This window comes from Psychrobacter sp. NPDC078409, from assembly GCF_050268505.1.
In the GTDB taxonomy this organism is placed as follows: domain Bacteria; phylum Pseudomonadota; class Gammaproteobacteria; order Pseudomonadales; family Moraxellaceae; genus Psychrobacter.
Genome location: NZ_JBNNGW010000005.1, coordinates 47126 through 66375, shown reverse-complemented (window position 1 = coordinate 66375; position 19250 = coordinate 47126). Strand labels below are relative to the sequence as shown.

The 19250-nt window shown below is 43.7% G+C and carries 16 protein-coding genes and 1 tRNA gene; 6 read left to right on the top strand and 11 right to left on the bottom strand.

The genetic code is table 11. The features are described from left to right. Positions 1-439 precede the first annotated feature (439 nt). The 4 genes from ACQKC9_RS11280 to ACQKC9_RS11265 all read left to right on the top strand — a co-directional run bounded on the left by ACQKC9_RS11280 (position 440) and on the right by ACQKC9_RS11265 (position 5145). The gene (locus ACQKC9_RS11280; RefSeq protein WP_057762027.1) at positions 440-1939 is read left to right on the top strand and encodes a SulP family inorganic anion transporter; all 1500 of its coding nucleotides are present in this window, start codon (positions 440-442) and stop codon (positions 1937-1939) included. A 174-nt stretch (positions 1940-2113) separates the two neighbouring features. Further along, positions 2114-2968, top strand: coding sequence for a universal stress protein (locus ACQKC9_RS11275; RefSeq protein ID WP_102092102.1), 855 nt, complete (start codon positions 2114-2116; stop codon positions 2966-2968). A gap of 468 nt (positions 2969-3436) precedes the next feature. Beyond that, positions 3437-3775 carry a P-II family nitrogen regulator gene (locus tag ACQKC9_RS11270; RefSeq protein ID WP_010197981.1) on the top strand — a complete coding sequence of 113 codons (339 nt, stop codon included), beginning with the start codon at positions 3437-3439 and terminating at the stop codon, positions 3773-3775. 107 nt (positions 3776-3882) lie between these two features. Next, positions 3883-5145, top strand: coding sequence for an ammonium transporter (locus ACQKC9_RS11265; protein ID WP_057762031.1), 1263 nt, complete (start codon positions 3883-3885; stop codon positions 5143-5145). 200 nt (positions 5146-5345) lie between these two features. Here ACQKC9_RS11265 and ACQKC9_RS11260 read toward each other — a convergent pair whose 3' ends face one another. The 3 genes from ACQKC9_RS11260 to ACQKC9_RS11250 form a co-directional block, all read right to left on the bottom strand. Next, the gene (locus tag ACQKC9_RS11260; RefSeq protein ID WP_057762037.1) at positions 5346-5729 is read right to left on the bottom strand and encodes a DUF2147 domain-containing protein; all 384 of its coding nucleotides are present in this window, start codon (positions 5727-5729) and stop codon (positions 5346-5348) included. 261 nt (positions 5730-5990) lie between these two features. After that, positions 5991-6254, bottom strand: coding sequence for a hypothetical protein (locus ACQKC9_RS11255; RefSeq protein ID WP_427621872.1), 264 nt, complete (start codon positions 6252-6254; stop codon positions 5991-5993). Between the two features lie 71 nt (positions 6255-6325). Further along, the gene (locus ACQKC9_RS11250) at positions 6326-7171 is read right to left on the bottom strand and encodes a DNA/RNA non-specific endonuclease (protein WP_427621870.1); all 846 of its coding nucleotides are present in this window, start codon (positions 7169-7171) and stop codon (positions 6326-6328) included. Positions 7172-7348: 177 nt separating this feature from the next. On the opposite strand from ACQKC9_RS11250, the gene ACQKC9_RS11245 reads away from it, so the two are divergent. Both ACQKC9_RS11245 and ACQKC9_RS11240 read left to right on the top strand, forming a co-directional pair. Beyond that, a tRNA-Ser gene (locus ACQKC9_RS11245) sits at positions 7349-7439 on the top strand. Between the two features lie 492 nt (positions 7440-7931). Then, positions 7932-8651, top strand: coding sequence for a hypothetical protein (locus tag ACQKC9_RS11240; RefSeq protein WP_427621869.1), 720 nt, complete (start codon positions 7932-7934; stop codon positions 8649-8651). Positions 8652-8746: 95 nt separating this feature from the next. On the opposite strand, the gene ACQKC9_RS11235 is transcribed toward ACQKC9_RS11240, so the two are convergent. The 8 genes from ACQKC9_RS11235 to rsmH all read right to left on the bottom strand — a co-directional run bounded on the left by ACQKC9_RS11235 (position 8747) and on the right by rsmH (position 19014). Continuing rightward, entirely contained in the window at positions 8747-9043 is a 297-nt protein-coding gene (locus ACQKC9_RS11235) for a hypothetical protein (RefSeq protein ID WP_427621867.1), read from the bottom strand. A 433-nt stretch (positions 9044-9476) separates the two neighbouring features. Further along, complete coding sequence (locus tag ACQKC9_RS11230) at positions 9477-10424, bottom strand: putative RNA methyltransferase (RefSeq protein WP_427621940.1); 948 nt, start codon at positions 10422-10424, stop codon at positions 9477-9479. 139 nt (positions 10425-10563) lie between these two features. Continuing rightward, positions 10564-11682, bottom strand: a complete 1119-nt coding sequence (gene mraY / locus ACQKC9_RS11225) for a phospho-N-acetylmuramoyl-pentapeptide-transferase (RefSeq protein WP_427621865.1) — start codon at positions 11680-11682, stop codon at positions 10564-10566. Between the two features lie 3 nt (positions 11683-11685). After that, entirely contained in the window at positions 11686-13134 is a 1449-nt protein-coding gene (locus tag ACQKC9_RS11220) for a UDP-N-acetylmuramoyl-tripeptide--D-alanyl-D-alanine ligase (protein ID WP_427621864.1), read from the bottom strand. A gap of 82 nt (positions 13135-13216) precedes the next feature. Then, on the bottom strand, positions 13217-14932 hold the full coding sequence (locus tag ACQKC9_RS11215) for a UDP-N-acetylmuramoyl-L-alanyl-D-glutamate--2,6-diaminopimelate ligase (RefSeq protein ID WP_427621862.1): 1716 nt from the start codon (positions 14930-14932) through the stop codon (positions 13217-13219). Positions 14933-14998: 66 nt separating this feature from the next. Further along, entirely contained in the window at positions 14999-17089 is a 2091-nt protein-coding gene (locus ACQKC9_RS11210; RefSeq protein WP_057762051.1) for a peptidoglycan D,D-transpeptidase FtsI family protein, read from the bottom strand. Continuing rightward, a complete protein-coding gene (ftsL, locus tag ACQKC9_RS11205; RefSeq protein WP_427621860.1) occupies positions 17086-17568 on the bottom strand; it encodes a cell division protein FtsL in 483 nt (160 codons plus the stop codon). Before ftsL ends, ACQKC9_RS11210 begins: the two co-directional genes overlap by 4 nt. Before the next feature lie 411 nt (positions 17569-17979). Continuing rightward, positions 17980-19014 carry a 16S rRNA (cytosine(1402)-N(4))-methyltransferase RsmH gene (gene rsmH / locus ACQKC9_RS11200; protein ID WP_427621939.1) on the bottom strand — a complete coding sequence of 345 codons (1035 nt, stop codon included), beginning with the start codon at positions 19012-19014 and terminating at the stop codon, positions 17980-17982. Positions 19015-19250: the final 236 nt, after the last annotated feature.

Here is a 19250-nt window from a genome sequence, read left to right as displayed (position 1 = left end):
TCACATTTATCGCGCTATTGTCACGCCTCTTCATCAACGATTCTTGTTGTGATAAGGGTATATCAGACAATTTTGATAATTTGACGAGTGATATATCACCTTCTACTACAGCAAGTGATTGCTGACTCTATATATTATTGTAGGTACATCTATCTAGTTGCCTATTTTAAGCAATCTTTTAAAAAATATTTTTAGGTAATTTACTGCCCCTATCATCGTATTGATTATTGATGAGCGTATTTTTGATACCAAAAAAATCAGTAGATACCTCGGTTATTAGTTAGATATCTTGGTTATTAGTTTCTCACAATCCAACACAGCAACATGACCTAGTGCATGTTGAAGTAAAAGAAAAATGAATAGCTATTATTAGCAACGCGATCATTTTATAAATGAGTAATGATTACTTTTTTTGCCTCTAACCCTATGTAGTTTACTTATGACATCTTTTATTGATAACTTGCGTGACGAGTGGTTTTCCAATGTTCGCGGTGACGTTTTATCGGGTTTGGTTGTAGCCCTAGCCCTTATTCCAGAAGCCATTGCCTTTTCTATTATCGCTGGTGTCGATCCAAAGGTTGGCTTATACGCCTCATTTTGTATCGCGGTAGTGATCAGTTTTGTCGGTGGTCGTCCAGGTATGATTTCGGCAGCGACTGGCGCGATGGCACTGGTCATGGTCGACTTGGTTGCTGACCATGGTCTGCAATACTTGCTTGCCGCAACTTTGCTTTGTGGTGCCATTCAGGTCGTGATGGGCATTTTAAAGCTTGGTAATCTGATGCGCTTTGTCTCTCGCTCAGTGGTTATCGGTTTCGTCAACGCTTTAGCAATATTGATTTTTGCTGCGCAATTACCAGAACTGAACCCAATGACTGAGCGTGTCGGCATGACTGTTTATATCATGACGGCAGCTGGTTTGGCGATTATTTATCTGTTTCCACTTATCCCTAAAATCGGTCGCATCGTTCCTTCACCGCTTATTTGTATTGTAGGTTTGACCGCTGTTGCAATGTATATGAATCTCGATATTCGCAACGTTGGCAGCATGGGTGATTTGCCAGATTCATTGCCAGTATTCTTGTTACCTGACATTCCATTAAACCTAAATACCTTACTGATTATTGCGCCATACTCTATCGCGCTTGCCATCGTTGGTCTTTTAGAGTCTATGATGACAGCGACGATCGTCGATGAATTGACCGATACACCAAGTGATAAAAACAAAGAGTGTCGTGGTCAAGGTATGGCCAACGTTGTATCAGGTTTCTTTGGTGGTATGGCAGGCTGCGCGATGATTGGCCAATCAATGATCAACGTCAAATCGGGTGGTCGTACACGTCTATCTACTTTGATGGCTGGTGTTGTTCTTCTGATCATGGTCGTGTTCTTAAGTGAATGGGTCAGTCAAATTCCAATGGCAGCCTTGGTTGCAGTGATGATTATGGTATCGATTGGCACGTTTAACTGGCAGTCTATTCGCGAGTTTAAGACGCATCCAATGTCGTTCAATATCGTTATGCTAGCGACTGTATTGACTACCGTCTTTACTCACAACTTGGCTTACGGTGTCGGCGTAGGTGTCTTGCTATCTGCTTTAGCATTTGCTAATAAAATTGGTCAGTTCTTAACTATCTTTAGTGAATATGATGACAGCAGCAACACCCGTTACTATTATGTTCAAGGGCAGGTATTCTTTGCCTCTACCACCCAGTTCTTGCATAGTTTCGATACCAAAGAAGCTGTAGATAGTATTCAGATTGATGTAAGCCAAGCACATTTCTGGGATGTCAGCGCTGTTGATACATTAGACAAACTAGTGATGCGCTTGCAACGTGAAGGTATTGATGTCAAAGTGGTAGGACTCAACAATGCGAGTCGAACACTGATTGATCGCTTCTCTGTTCATGACCGCCGAGACATTGGCTTGTTGGACTAAGCGACACTGCTAAGCGAATCTACGCGGTTGCCATGTGACTATATTATTAGTCTATGGATAATGTATCGGATATTAATAGACAGTTATATTGGTAAAAGGGTTGGATGTATTTTTCATACGCCAACCCTAAACTGAGATAGCAGATTTTTATTATTAAAATGATGTGGTCGTTTTATGAGTAATTTAAAACCAGATAGTGTGATTGCTTGCTTGGACTGTCCTGATCATGTTCAAGCGGTACTAGAGGCCAGTATGTGGGCTTCTATTCGCCTGCGTGCGCCTGTTGGCTTATTGCACTCGATGCCAAGTTTGCAGCAAAAAGCCGCTATTAATTATTCTGGTTGCCTCAATATTGATGACGAAAATGCTTTGCTCGAACAATTCACATCCAAAGAACATTTGAGCAACTGTGAGCTAAAAGCACAGGGCCGATTGCTATTATCTCAAGCGACCTCGTATTGTGAGCAGCAACGCCATAAGCTAAAGACATATACACTGCATCGTCATGAGAACCTAAATCAAAGCATTGATTACGTCGATGACCAAGCACAATTGATCGTTATAGGTCACCATGTCACCTGCAAATCAACACTGAGCCAACTCATTCGAGTCAGTCACTGCCCCATTTTGGTGACACATGCACCATTTTTGCCCCCTACTACCGCTTTATTTGCGTTTGATAACAGTCCAACGTGCCATAAACTACTAAATTGGCTGTGTAAAACGCCACTGGTGCGTGCACTAACGGTTCATATTGTGATGGTCGGCAAGGAAACTTCTGATAACTGTGATGCGTTGCGTGAAGCCTATGCCAAGCTCAAACAGGCGGGTATCAAATCCAAAAAGACATTGCTTGACTGCCGTGATGTTGCAGCGGCTTTGAACTACTATCAAAATCAGCATGATATCGGTTTACTTATGACTGGGGCTTTTGGCCAATCTCGTCTCCGCGAATTACTACAAGGTAGCGATACAAAAAAACTATTGGTCAGTACAAAAACCCCTTATCTATTATTTCCTAAAGCCTAACGACGTATATATAAACACGCCCAAACCCTTTATCTACCTAAGCGCAAGGGTCTAACTACTATGTTAGGCTCTACCGCTTATCTCTACCTTCTCGCCATTCATCTTTGATACGCTTGCATGAAAAGGCCAAGCTAACGACCAAACTCAAGTTAGCAAATCGTCACATGAAATAAAGGGATAGCCTCCCCAAGCACTCAAAAAGTTGGTTATAATAAAGTTTTCGTTAACCAAACGCTAAAGATTGATTCACCTTTATTATGCTTGTAGCGATGGCTCTAATCGTTGCATCGTAGCCCATATTCTATGTTACTACTGTCATTACTTTTTAATGAACAACGCCAATTCTACCTCCCCCCTTGAGTAGGTTGGCACGGTTCTTGAATAACTTACAGTAAGCAAGGCAGAGATATGATGATGCACCATAGTACTTCTATCAATCTGCGGCATCACACAAATAAGGAATTTTTTATGAAGCTAATCACTGCGATCTTAAAACCGTTTAAGCTCGACGACGTGCGTGAAGCGCTTTCCGACATCGGTGTTAAAGGTGTCACTGTCACTGAAGTCAAAGGTTTCGGTCGTCAAAAAGGTCATACAGAGCTCTATCGCGGCGCAGAATACGTGGTGGACTTTTTACCTAAAGTAAAAGTCGAAGTCGCTGTGATCGACGAGATGGTTGAGCCTGCTATCGAGGCAATCACTCGTATCGCTAGCACTGGTAAGATTGGTGATGGTAAGATTTTTGTCACTGCACTTGAGCAAGTTATCCGCATCCGTACGGGTGAAACGGGACCTGACGCTATCTAAATTTGAAGACCTACCTACGGGCATAAACTTATAGGTACAGACTCTTACAGCATTTTTATCTATCGGTAATGCCGATATCTATATTATAAATTCAAGGGGGAATTTAAATGGAAAGTCAAATCTTTGAGCTCCAATATGCGCTCGATACGTTTTACTTTTTGATATGTGGTGCGTTGGTCATGTGGATGGCAGCAGGCTTCACTATGTTAGAGGCCGGACTGGTCCGATCAAAAAATACAGTCGAAATCTTAACCAAAAACGTCGCACTATTTGCAACGGCTAGCATCATGTATATGGTATGCGGCTATGCGATTATGTATGGTGGCGATCTATTCTTAAGCGGAATTGCAGGCGGTGATACATTAGTAGAAGACGCCCTAGCAGCCTCTGCTGAAAACGGCTTCGGTGGCGACTCTGTCTACTCTGCCGCATCAGACTTTTTCTTCCAAGTGGTCTTTGTAGCGACCTGTATGTCAATCGTATCAGGTGCTGTTGCTGAGCGCATGAAACTGTGGTCATTCTTATTATTCGCTGTGGTCATGACTGGTGTTATCTACCCACTAGAAGGTAGCTGGACATGGGGCGGCAACGATGTCTTTGGCCTATTTAACCTAGGCGACATGGGCTTCTCTGACTTTGCAGGCTCTGGTATTGTACATATGGCAGGTGCAGCAGCAGCTCTAGCAGGTGTACTACTATTAGGCTCACGTAAAGGTAAATATGGCCCTAACGGCGAGATACGCGCTATTCCTGGTGCTAACCTACCGTTGGCAGCACTCGGTACACTAATCTTGTGGATGGGTTGGTTCGGCTTCAACGGTGGTTCAGTGCTTAAATTAGGCGACATCGCTAGTGCTAATGCTGTTGCAATGGTATTCTTGAACACTAATGCTGCTGCTGCTGGTGGTGCTGTCGGTGCCTTAATCTTAGCCCGTATCATTTTTGGTAAAGCGGATCTAACCATGCTCCTAAACGGTGCACTAGCTGGTCTAGTAGCCATTACTGCTGAGCCTTCAACGCCTTCTGCATTACAAGCTACTATCTTTGGTGTTATTGCCGGTATCATTGTAGTGTTATCAATCTTAGCCTTAGACAAAATCAAGATTGATGATCCAGTTGGTGCAATCTCAGTTCATGGTGTGGTCGGCCTATTTGGTTTGCTAATTGTACCTATCACTAACCCAGCATCTACCTTTATCGGTCAGATTGTGGGCGCTGCAACCATCTTTGCTTGGGTATTCATTGCCAGCCTAGTGGTTTGGTCTATTATCAAGCTGGTTATCGGTCTACGTATCTCTGAAGAAGATGAATACGAAGGTGCTGATATTGCAGAATGTGGTATGGAAGCTTACCCAGAATTTATAAGATAAGTTCCTTTGAAGTAAGCTAAAGATTGCTGTTAAATACGCTGATACTACCTACTGTAGTATCGGCGTTTATAATTTTAGTGTTTAAAGTTCTCCCCTATTGAATATATGAAATATAAGCTTAAATCTAAAACGTAAAAATCCCGCGAGACCTTTCGGTAACGCGGGATTTTTATGTATTACGCTAAAACTAATTTTTTAGTTTATTTCTTTTTCCACTCTTGGCTACGAGAGAATGGACCGATATAGCCTTTTAGCTTTAATGTGTTGCCGCTTAAGCTTGCAGTCATACGATAGTCTTTACCTTTTGCTGGATCAGTAATCGTACCACCACTATATTTACCACCACCGTCAGCTTTTAGACCTCTAATAATGGTCGTACCAACGTGCTTCTTGCCTTTCGCAGTATTGGCAGCAATAAGAGTACCGGTCAGAACACCATTTGACTCAGTGATTTTTACCGTACCTTTTGGTTCACCATCATCATATGTCTGCCAAGTAGTGTTGGCTAATGGGTCAGCGGCGAATGCCATGCTAGCAATACCAATACCAGCAACTGCTAAAGTGGTCTTTGTAAATAATTTCATAGATTGACTCCCTTCATACAATGATTACTCGAAACGTTATGTTTCTGTTGTCCTATGCTTATCCTTTGCTAGAACCTTTCATTACGAGCTTTACGGTTTCGACCTTTTTAAATGATAGTTACCATTACAACTTATAAGCTTTTGGTTAAAGATTCGAGCGACACAAGCGATGTCTTAACTCATTATAAGCAATTTTTAGGTTTTGCCTAGTAATTTTTTTACAGTTTCTTATTTCTATAAAAATAAAACCATATCAAAGACTTATAGGAAAGGATTGTCGATATCTTTATCTAATTGGTCATCATTTTCCTTTGACTTAGCATCATTCTTACTATATAGATTTTTATCTGCAAATGCTTGTACGATTTTCTCCGACAGCTCATGCAGCTGTTGGGCTTGCGCGTATCCTAACTCATCAAAAGTGAGATCAATATCACCATATATAATAATCTTGTCTTTTTGATTTTCAATGACAAGATCACCAATCTGCATGCTTTGATGGTCGTTGGCGAATGGCTCAATCATTTGATTATCCTTATTATCAGTAACATTTTATATTTTTCGAACTGAGGCTATTTTTGGGTCTTACTTTCAGTTTAAGCCTTTAATTGTGCAATCAACCATTCTAAAATAGCCCAGACAAACAGCATCCACTCCGGCTCCTCCACTGGTGCCTCGGGGGTATCTGAGCTCTCACCCGCCTTCAATGGTAAATCAAATGCTTGAGATTTGGACTGACTATCTAGCATGGGTAATACATCGATGCCAATCTCAGTGTTCAGCTCATCGATACTAATCACATCGATGCGTTCTGACTCATCATTTGGGGCGTAATACACGCCTGCTTGATTGGTTGCTGGGATATATACCGCTTTGAAGAAATGGCTAGGCACAAGGACACGGTTAGCGAGCTGCTTGGTTTTTTTATCAGTAAATGCCACACCTGTGATGGTATACACCTCACCGTATTGCTGCGTTAAATACCGAGTAGCAGATTCAATATTACGCCAAATATAGCGATTATTACGTGGTGACTGCGGGGCAATATTGGCTAAACTAAAGCTATCATACTGCTGGCTGCGATTGGCCATATTGGCATTGGGTGCCAAATGCCCTCGATCATAGCCAGAGCCTGAATAATCAGATAATGAGGCTCGTGCTGACTTTGGCAGTTTACTCTCTTCGTGAAAGCTATCTTCACGATCGATCTGTTTAGCTTGTTGCAGACGTGTGCGATCGAGATATTCTGCTGACCATAGCGGTGTACGCGATACCCCTGAGTACATCACCGCAAAGCCATCCATGCATAGTGCTTGTGTGTCTTTTTTTAGCTTGGTATTGGTAAATTCAGGATAAACACCACCATAAAAAGACTGGCTACACTGGGTCAGATCATCAGCGTGCGCTTGGGTAATACCCGTCGCGATAAGCAAGACTGCCATCAGCGCACTATTCTTACATCCGTACTTAAGCCTACTAAAACTTATCATTCAACTTTCAACCATTTATACTTGCCGTTACATACTTGCTATCCTAGCAGGCGCTTGCCAATAAAGAAAGATAGCGCGCAAGTCGTGACATTTTAAATGGTATCCGCTATACTTAGGCGTTCAAAAAACGGTGAAGTGGGTGAGTGGCTGAAACCGCACGCCTGGAAAGTGTGTATACGTTCATAGCGTATCGAGGGTTCGAATCCCTCCTTCACCGCCAATCTTATTCTGCGTAAGCAAAGCCTCAGTTTTTCTATCCTGTTTTACCCTTTTCTACATATTTTTTATACTTTTTAGCAGTAAGACTTTCAGTCTATACTCATTCTCTACTGCTGTCTGAAACACTTCTGTTTAGCCTTAATTCTGGGTGTTGTATGAGTCTAATAACTATATACCTAGTCAAATAACACATTAATTGACCAAGCTAAAAATTTCGTACCATGGGCTGAGAGTGATTCATAAAATGAGTCGATATTCTATTACGATTCGTTTTATTATCAGCTTTGTTTTATTCCTAAATCCTTATACGAAAAGGCTTTGAGATTTTCTGTGGCGCTCAATCTAGCTTTATATCTATATTTACCATCATTGCTATACCGTACAAAAATGTAATCACAATAGGGTCTCTGATACTCGGCAGATGCCATTATCCAAAAATTGGATTATAGTAGATATTGGGAATATTTATTTAAATAAACTAAAGGATACAATAATGAAAACACTAGGAATGTGTATCGTAGCAGGACTCGGATTGAGTGCTTGTGCTACTGGCATGGGCGGCATGGCAACAGGTAATACCAATCAAAATAACAGCTCTGATAAAGTCGTCACTCAATACCCAGTTGAGACTGCCTTACTCAATATCTATACCAAACAACGTAGTGAAAAACTAGTAGCTACTGTCGGCGGACAAAGCGTAGCCGCAGATATTCAAATCACTCCTAAAGGCAGCATGCGCTTTAATAATAAAATGGTACAAGGCGCAGAAGTCAGCACAATCAACACAGTGAATCAGCAGATTACGGATCAGTCCGTCGCTATCAATTACTTTACGCTAAATCCATTGGTGTTCCATGGTTTTACGGATAGTACGGGTGAGTATTCAATCGCTAAACAAACGACTAGTATCCCTAAAATGGCTACTGTAGGCGACTCAAATCAGCTCATCACTGAAAACGTATATGCTGACAGTAGTAAGCGTCAGAAAACTGCCACTTATAAGCAGGACTGGTCGCTCACACAAGATACAAATAACACGGCGTGGCTCTGTATAAAAACTTCAGGCAATCTGCTTTTGACTTCTGATACTGCAGGTACGTCCTCAGAATGCTATAAAATCAATGCCAAAGGCGATGTTCTGAGTAGTAAAGTCACACTCACTCAGCCTAATAAAAGCGGCATATCGAAATCAATGACGTTTATCAGTCAGTAGCATTTGCTCAATTAGTAACGATCAATAGTGTCATATAAGAACAAAAAAAATAGCGCCTCATTAAGGCGCTATTTTTGGATAGTAAAATCGGGTTTTTACGAGCGACGGTCATGGTTATTTTTGTCATGATTGTTTTTGTCGTGGCTGTTTTTAGCATGGATATTTTTGGCTGTTGCTTTGTGTTTAGCAGCCACTACATTCGCTTTGTGATGTGACTTTGCTGCCTTAGCTTTGGCATGCTTATAGTTATTACTCGCTTTATTGCTGCTGTGCTTTTGTTGCTGTGTTTGAGCTGAATGATGTTGATCATAACTGGGCGCGGCATTGGCTTGACCTACCATCGACAAACAAGCAGTAGCGGCTAAAATCGAACTAACTAGTATCTTTTTCATCATTTTATTCCTTTGAATTCATATTTAGAGTAGTTATAGATAATTCACTTAGTGTTAAATGAATTATCGTGATAAAGCTTTACTCTATCGACAAAGAGAATGATAAATGATTCTAGTATTAAGTAGATTTATGAAACTTGAAGAAAGGTTGCGATTGTTACGAGGGCATGCGCGATCAAAGGGATGTTAGGTGTTGGCGTAATGTTTGGTTAAATGGAAGCGTATTTAGGCTTTATCGGTAAGCATCGTAGACAGGATATTTATAAAAACGCGAATGACTAGCTGATTGGTGAAGAATGCAAATACGGAAACGGTTAAGCCAAGTCTTCTGTATCGACCTTTCTGCTATTCGAAAAACCTAACTCATTAGAAGTTGCTGGCTAATATTTAAAACGAGCATAGCAATACTCCATACTGCTATGCTCTAAATGTGCTAAACAGACGTTTTCTGCAAAATATAAACCACAAACTTCGCCTCTGTACCAAATGCTGCTGTTTCTACGGCAGCCAATAGTACTTGCCTTTTTTCGCTGCGGGCACGGTACGCATAAGGCGTCATCGTCATCAAATCAGCCAAATCCTCTGCGGATAACGTTAGCTCTGTACTGACACGGCAGGTCTCAACCGACGTAAAATATGGTGCCAATTCTTGCAAAAATTTATCAGAATCATGCTCACGTACATCATCAAACAGCGCATCACGCATCGTTGCCAAATGCCCGACATCAGGCTTGGCAATAATCAGATAGCCACCATCCATCAATACATTATCAAACGCCTCGGGCAAAATAGGGCTAAAAATACTACTAATACCCGTCATACTGTGCGGGCGTAACGGTAGATGTGCAGCACTGGTCACTAATGGATAGACCGCAGTCGTCTTGGCAGTATCTTCTTTACGCGGCTGATACCATAGATGACCTGCTAGTTTACTGACTTTGGCCAGCTCAACCACTGCAGGCTTACTGATGTCAGCGGCTATCAGCGTGTCTATAACATCCGATCCCATTTGTGCCATTGCGTGCGTGTAGTATCCTTCTCCGCAACCAATATCTAGCCAATTGACTGGCTTGTTATCTTGTTTATCCACTAACTCATCGTTAGACAGTAACTCTGTCATCTTTTGGCTAATTAAGTTTTGTAGCGGTGCGTAGTGCCCATGATTCAAAAACCGTTTACGCGCATCGATAGACTCTTGACTGTCCCCAGGTGCTTTAGACTTTTTCTGTTGTACTGGCAGCAGGTTAACATAGCCTTGACGCGCCACATCAAAGGGATGTGAGGTTTGCTTAGGGTGCAAACTACCATCACAGCGCCAAGTATCTGCGGCAGGCTGTAGTGGTGACTGACAAAGTGGACAAATAAATAATGACACGGGCATCTCAAAGTGACAGCAATATGCTTCGTATTTTAACAAAATTCATCTGCCTTGAGCGACAAAAAGCCGTCTCAATCATGATTGAAACGGCTTTTTGGATTTTTGTAAATTGATATCCATATAGATACTTGGCGGTTATAGCTTAACGCAGTTTTAGCGTCATTAGCCCGAGGATGACAAGGATAATGGCAATAATCCAAAATCTCGCCACCACTTGCGTTTCTTTCCAGCCAATTTCCTCAAAATGATGATGCAGCGGTGCCATACGGAAGACGCGTTTTTTGCGCAGTTTGTACGAGCCAACTTGCAACATCACCGACAGCGCTTCTGCGACAAACAAACCACCCATAATCGCAAAGGCAATCTCTTGACGGGTCATCACGGCGATAGTACCCAGCATTGCACCCAATGCTAGCGCGCCAACATCACCCATAAAGACTTGTGCTGGATGCGCGTTGAACCATAAGAAACCAAGGCCTGCTCCGACCATTGAGCCACAAACGATGATGACCTCAGAGTTATAAGGAATATAAGGCACATGCAAGTAATCAGCAAAGCGTACATCGCCTGATACATAGGCCATCGCACCCAAACCTGCAGCAACGAGAACGACTGGCAAAATCGCCAAACCATCCAAACCATCGGTTAGATTGACTGCGTTAGAAGCACCATTAATCACAAAGTAGGTAAAGATGATGAAGCCAATACCAAATGGTACTGCTGAAAATGGAATCATCCAGTCTTTGAATACTGGCAATAGCAAATCCTGCATCTCGCGCGTGGTGTTGATATCGGGTTGTAGCGTGGCGATATAATACAAAGACACACCGACAAACAGTGCGCCCATAGATAGCCAAAAATACTTTTTGCGAGCGATTAAGCCTTTTGGATCTTTGTACTTAATTTTTAGCCAATCATCAGCCCAACCTACGGCACCGAAAATAACCATAACCACGAGCAAAATCCAAACATAAGGATTGTTTAGTCGTGCCCATAGTAGCGTCGATATACCAATCGCACTTAGGATCAATACCCCGCCCATAGTTGGCGTACCCGTCTTGGCTAAATGCGATTGAGGCCCATCATTACGAATGGCCTGACCGTACTTGAGCGATCGCAGGTGCCGAATGACACGGCCACCAAACATCATGCTAAACATAAGGGCGGTAATAACGGCAAGCAATGCTCGCAGTGTCAACGAAGAAACCGCAGAAAACGGCGTATAATACTGGCCAAGCCAGCCGAACAACCAAACTAACACCGCCTACTCCTCTACTAGCGCATGAATAAGTGTTTCCATTCCCATGGAACGAGAGCCTTTGAACAACACAGTACAAGGCTTAGCTTGTTGCGCTTGCAAATACGGCTGTAAATACTGTAATAGATTGTCTTTGTCAGCAAAGGCATGAGCACTGATATCAGACACCTCTTGCGCACCCGCAACGGTATAAGGGGCATACTCGCCCACACAAAGCAGCACGTTGATACCCGTGGTCGCAATAGTACGGCCCAAGCTTTGATGCTCACTGATAGCCGCCTCTCCTAGCTCACCGATATCGCCTAGCACCATGACCTGCGTACCTGTTTGCGCAGCCAATACTTTAGCAGCGGCACGTACCGAATGAGGGTTGGCATTATAAGTATCATCAATGAGACGATGCATACCAAGTATCTGGCTATTTAAACGACCTTTAGCAGGGCGTGCATTTTCGAGCCCAATGACGATGTCGCTCACCTCAATATTCAGCGCATGTGCACAGGCAGCAGCGGCCAAGGCATTATTGACATTGTGTTCACCTGCCAATGGCAAGTTGATATCATGGACTTGATTACCGATATGTAGCTTAAATTCGCTACGTTCAGGCTCTACGTCTAGATGGCTTGCACTGACATCCGTATTACCAAAGCCAATCACATGTGAAGTGTGCTTTTCAGCAATACGGCGTAGCTGATTGGTAAAATCATCCTTATCAGGAACAATTGCAAACTGTGCGTCCGTCAATGTATGGTAAATCTCTGCTTTGGTCTGGCAGATGCCTTCACGGCTACCAAATTCACCCAAATGCGCTGTACCAATGTTTAAAATACAGGCCACGTCAGGCTGAACGATTTCAGTCGTATAAGCAATCTCGCCAATATGGTTTGCGCCTAACTCCAAAATAGCATAACGATGATGATCTGATAGCTCAAGCAGCATCATTGGCACACCCAAGTCATTATTGAGGTTACCACGAGTGATCAAGGTCGGTGCCAATCTACCAAAAATACTGCCTAGCATTTCTTTGCAAGTGGTCTTGCCGCTAGAACCCGTAATAGCAATCACGGTTAAATCTGTATGCTGCTGACGACGATACGCTGCCAATTGACCTAGTGCCAAACGAGTATCGCTGACCACCAATTGCGGAATAGCATTTGGGCCGGATAGCGAGATAGGACGCGAGACGACAGCAGCAACAGCGCCTTTTGATATTGCTGTGTCGATATAATCATGTCCATCGAAATTATCGCCGCTTAGCGCCAAAAATATATCGCCTGGCTTTATCGTGCGGGTATCGGTGGCTATACGTTTACTGGACAAGGCCGTCTGCTCTGCTGCACGGCCTTGTGGTAGTTGCCAATGCCCATCGAGCGACGTGGTCGCTGCGAGCAGATTGTCCATTTGCCAGACATAGAGCCCTTGCGACTGGGCAGTATTATCGGTGTCGGCTGTCATAATGATTACCTTATATGATGACTACTTAATTTTTATATTTAATGATCAATTTTTACTAATACATGTATCGCGAGTCAATCAACTACACACGGCCAGCTTGATTTAATGCCTGCTGCAAAACAACACTGTCATCGAAATCATAGCGAACGTTATTAATCTCCTGATAGGTCTCATGACCTTTGCCTGCGATGACCACGATATCATCCACACCTGAGTGACTAACTGCATATTCAACGGCTTTTTGGCGGGCAGGCTCGATATGGGTTCGTTGATATTGCTCAGCTGTCATACCAGCCTGCATATCTTGCAAAATCATATTAGGGTCTTCGGTACGTGGATTATCCGCAGTCAGAACAACTTGATCAGCACCTGCCAGACCTGCTTGCGCCATCAACGGTCGCTTGCCTGCATCGCGATCTCCGCCGCAACCAAATACTGCCCATAGCTGACCTTTACAGTGGGTTTTTAAACTTGCCAGCACTTGGCTCAGCGCATCTGGAGTATGCGCATAATCAACGATAAAACAACCATCATTTGACGGTACACGCTGCATACGCCCAACTGCACCTTGCAACTGTGCAACAGCAGGCGCAATACGCTCGATATTCATAGCCAAGTCAACATCAAGTGCTACGACAGCTGCTATCGCTGCGAGCAAATTGGCTACATTGAATCGACCTAATAATGGACTGACAATCTCTATGTTGTCAGCTTTGTCATCGCCAAAATCAGTACGCAGATTTATTTTGACGCCTTGCAGACTGGGCATAATATTAGCGGCAACAAAAGTAGCAGCTTTTGATGAATCCAAACTGTATGTCCATACTGTCAAACCGCTGGCGTTTGCCATATCTAACATAACCTGAGTATGCTCATCATCGATGTTGATAATGGCATGGGTCAAATCTGGGAAATGAGCTTTATCAAACAGTTTTGCTTTGGCAGCAGCATATTCTGCCATATCAGCATGATAGTCTAAATGGTCACGACTCAAATTGGTATAAACCGCTACGGTGACTGGCATACCTTGTAATCGTTGCTGATCCAACCCATGAGAGCTGGCCTCTAATGCCAATATTTCTGCCTGCTCTGTTCCCATTTGATATAAGAACTGTTGGACAGCTAACGCATCGCCCGTGGTATGACTGGCTTGTACCAGAGCGCCAAGTCTACCATTACCTGCCGTACCCATCACCGCGCTACTCTGACCCATCAACTGAGTAAGCTGTGCTACTAATTGGCTGATGGTTGTTTTGCCATTCGTACCAGTCACCGCAACCACGGTCGGTAGAGTCACTGGCTGCTGATATTGCAGGCGCGCTTGAATTAAGCTACCCAAAAAGTCACGGATATTAGAAACGTATAAGACAGGGCATGGCAATGCTGCTAGTTGCTGCTGTGCATTAGCAATAGTATCTGTCTTAGGTTCACTATTGGTATTTGAGAGGTTGTTTGCTTCGCTCAGCAAAACACTAGGGTCAATTTCTGAGAGAATAAACGCGGCTTGCTCAGCGGCTTGTAGTAGATAATCGCGACTTTTTTGAGGGTTGGCTGTTTGGCTTTTTAACAGGACAAATACGTCATTCGCTTCCAATTGGCGATTGTCTAAGCGAAATTGTTGAAACGGAGTATGGGCAATAGACTGGGCTTGAGCTAAACCCGCCTGATTGGATGCTTTCTGAATCGATGCTGCTATCATCGCTGTAAGCTGCTCAGCCAGTTTTTGCTGCTGGCTTTTATTGGCATCTATAAGCTGTTGTAAAGTAACAGTAGCGCTATCTAGCGATGATATAGTCATAGATAAATCCTAAACAGTTAAAACGTGTCAGCTCAGTAGAACTGGACATTTAAAATAATTGAACGCTTACTGCGCTTCCGTTTTTAGTGGCTTATCCAAAGGCACATTATACAATCGTAATGCTTCTTTCATCACATTATGGAAGACAGGGGCGACCGTTAGACCAGCATAAATCTGACCGCGCGGGTCTTCGATAAGCATTACGCCTACCAGCTTTGGATTGGATGCAGGTGCCATGCCAGCAAAGACGTTACGATACTGATCCGTATAATAACCACCATCTGGATTGATGCGGCGTGACGTACCTGTCTTACCTGCCACGCGATATCCGTCAATGGCAGCAGCTTTTGCCGTACCACCAGGCTCAGTCACGCTCTCAAGCATCTGTACAATCGACATTGCCTGCTCATGCGCCATAATACGTTTGCTTGGCTGCGACTTGTCATCTTTAATTAAAGTTAATGGATGCATGACTCCACCTGCTGCTAGGGCTGAGTACGCCTGTGCAACCTGTGCCAATGTCACTTGTAGACCATAACCATAACTAACCGTCGCACGACGCGAGGTTTCTTTTTCTTTTGGCGTGACGATCAGACCACTACCCTCACCTGGGAACTGCAAAGGTGTTTTTGAGCCAAAGCCAAACTGTCGTTGCATATTACTAATAGCATCGGCTGGCAGTGATAGCGCAATCTTGGTGGAGGCAACGTTACTAGATTTCTGTAATAGCGTGGCCATGTTAATCATACCCAAATTATTATGATCTCGAATGGTATAGCCACGTACGCGAATCGAGCCGGGATTGGTATCAATCAAAGTCGTTGGCGTATATTTACCCGAGTCTAGTGCTGCTGCAACGGTAAACGGTTTCATCACTGAGCCTGGCTCAAACACATCTAACAGTGCGCGGTTACGCTGGTTTTCACCCGTCATCTCGTTAAGGTTGTTTGAGTTAAACGATGGCCATGTCGATAACGCCAACACTTCACCAGTTTGCACATCAACGATCATACCCGTTGACCAACGTGCTTTTTGCAAACGCCCAGCCTTTTCTAGCTCTTTATACAGCAAATACTGTAAGCGTGAATCAATCGTCAACGCCACATCTTTACCGGGTACTTCTGGCTCGATTTGTTTGATTTCTTTTAGGCTGTTTTGTTTGGCGTCTTTTAGAACCAGTACTTTCCCATCATCACCTGCTAGATCTTTTTCATACTGACGCTCAATACCAGCACGGCCTTCGTAACCGCCTTCAGGATCTTTGGCATTTTGACCCATAAAGCCTAGCAGCTGTGCGTTAGACTGTGGCTGCGGGTAATAACGCTGAAAGAAATTCTTTTCGTAGACGCCAGGGAAATCAAGCGAGCTGACGCTTTGGGCAATCTCAGGCGTGACCTTATTAAGTAGTGGCAAATAGTGTGAGCCCGCACCAGATGGCAAAGCAGCTTTTACGGCTTTCTCATCGGTCACATCGATACTGTCATCAATGGCCGTGACTTTTTTCAACTCATCGACTGAGATATTGGCAGCAGCGGCTAGCTTTGTCAGGTCCATATTATCCAGACGCTTTTGCATACGCGCCTGTAATTGGGGACTGCTAGGATTGGTAATGATAATGCGCTTTAGCTCGTAATATTCACGCGAATAATCATGCGGACTAAACGAAACCGTTGCGAGCGGTGCGCTGACCGCAAGCGGTAGATTATTGCGATCGGTAATCATACCGCGATAAGACTTTTGGGTGCGCTCACTGGTAATGAGCTCATTGCCTTTGTCTTGATAAAACTGTGCGTTGGCAACCTGAATATAATAAGCGCGGCTAATCAGTAGCGCTAATATAACCAGCGCTAGACCCCAGACCATACGAAAACGGTTTTTGTCTTGTTCGAAACCACCGAGAGCTGACGCACCTGACGCTTTGCTCGAAAAAACCATTTTACTTTTGCGATTTTTTACACTGGTATAAGCGCCTTGGGTGTCACTTTTTTTGATGCGACCAAACAATTTGGCCTTACGATTACTTGCAGCTTTATCAGGCTTACTGCTCGTCTGTCCAGATTTAGCAGCACTGGCTCGGCGGAGAGGTTTGGTTACCTTGCCGCTGGCTGGTTTCTTGCTGGTATTTTTTGCGGTGGATTTAGGCTTTTTCTCACTCATTGTCCTGCCTCCGTCGCTGGCTCTTCAGGAGAGATGTCAGTAGAGGCCCGTGGCCCAATCACGTCAGACATATCTTCCTCTGAGTCTTCCGTAACCACTGGCACCAATGCAGTAGCGACACCAGGTTGGATAATCAGCTTATCCTTTAATGTTGGCGAATACATACCCAATTCAGCAACCGCTCGACTGGCAATCTGCGGCGTGGCGCTAAAGGTTTGTTGCTCAATCAATAGACGCTGATGCTCTACTTGCAGCTTACGTTCTTGTTTTTTCATGTCTTGCAAGGTTTTATAGTCCTGATGATATTGCTGAACTTCTTCGGCAGTTTTGATACCACTCCATACAATCGTGGCTGCCAATAGCAGTAGCACGACCACATAAATGCTCACCACATTAAACCGGCGCACGAACAGCTCGCCGACATCGGTATTATAAGGTGTAGCAGTGCGGCGTTTCGCAGGTTTGTCAGATATTGCCATGACGATCTCAAAAAGGTGAACGTAAACGATAGAGTAGATAATGGATTTCGAAAGATGAACGTGTCATTATTCGGTCATACCATCGATAAATATAAAACCAAAGACACTTGTAAGTGTAAAAACTAAACCTAAAAAACCGAACATAGAAAATATATTTGATAGCTAATATATTTAGGCGCCACAAGTCTTCACGACTCATGGCTATCAATATGCCATATCACAACCAAACACGTTGTATGGCTGTACTACATATAAATCCATGCAACTATCATGCAGATAAAAACCAACTGCTGAGCCTAACAGACAATATTTACAGATTTTTAACAGTGGCGTAGCCATTAGGACATTTGCGCATCATTTAGACAAACATTAGCAATCTTATTCGACTATGGCTTGTGGCATCATGTTGTTCTATGATTTTGTTGTCTGCTCATAAGCTGTGTCAGTACGCATTGCCATACGCAGCCATGCACTACGCGCGCGCGGGTTTTGACTCGTCTCAGCTTTGCTTGGGCCAACACGTTTTGGCTTGCTAAAATAGCGCGGACGATTCGGTGGCATTGGCAGGTTTTCGTCTTCTGGATATTGCCCTTTGCTATGTCGCTGCAAAAACTGCTTGATACGACGATCTTCTAATGAGTGAAAACTAATGACCGCTAACTGTCCACCTGACTTTAAGATAGGAATGCTTTGCTCTAAAAAGTCATCAACATCGCCCAGCTCATTATTAATAAAAATACGCATGGCCTGAAAGCTTTGCGTCGCTGGATGTTTGCCGCGTTGCCAGTTGGGATGCGCTACTTTAATCACTTCTGCCAACTCAAGTGTAGACTCGTAGCTCTCCATCTGTTTGATAGCGCGTGCAATACGGCGACTGTGACGCTCTTCGCCAAACTCATAAAGCACATTGGCCAACGTTTCATCATCGACTTTTTCAAGCCATTCGGCAACTGACTGGCCGCGACTGGTATCCATACGCATGTCTACTGCCCCATCACGCATAAAGCTAAAGCCGCGACTACCGTCATCAATCTGCGGTGATGAAATGCCCAAATCTGCCATCAAACCATCAACTTCAGTGATGCCCATAGCAGCCAGACTGTCGGTCAACGTCGCAAAACTATCGTGAACCACACGCACACGGCTGTCTTTGCTTGCCAGCTCTTGCGCCACACTAATGGCTGTTGGATCTTTATCAAAGACAATTAGTGTTGCATCATCGGCAAGTTGGCTTAATAGCAGTCGGCTATGACCACCACGACCAAAGGTCGCATCAACATAGATACCACTTATATTTAAGCTATTTTGGTCGCCTTCTTTTTGCTTAGGCAAGGATTTTATACCCAGTACTGCTGCGACAGTCTCTTGCAGTAACACCGCATCATGGACAAAACTCAATTCATCAGACGTGATATCGCCCTCATGACGGGCGTGAGTAACATCCAGATCGACATCTTGCGTAGACGCATCCTTTACAGCAGAAGGACTAGACACTGACTCAGAGAGATCAGCGGCGGCAGAAGGACTGGCTTTCGATTTTGGCTTAGACTTTGATAGGGACACAAACAACTCAATAGATGACGACCGTACTGGCCAGTAATTAGATGAAAATAAACAAGTTATGACTTGCTTAGCATTATTATCGCAAGGATACACCTGTAGTCAAGCACTAGAAGGGCTTT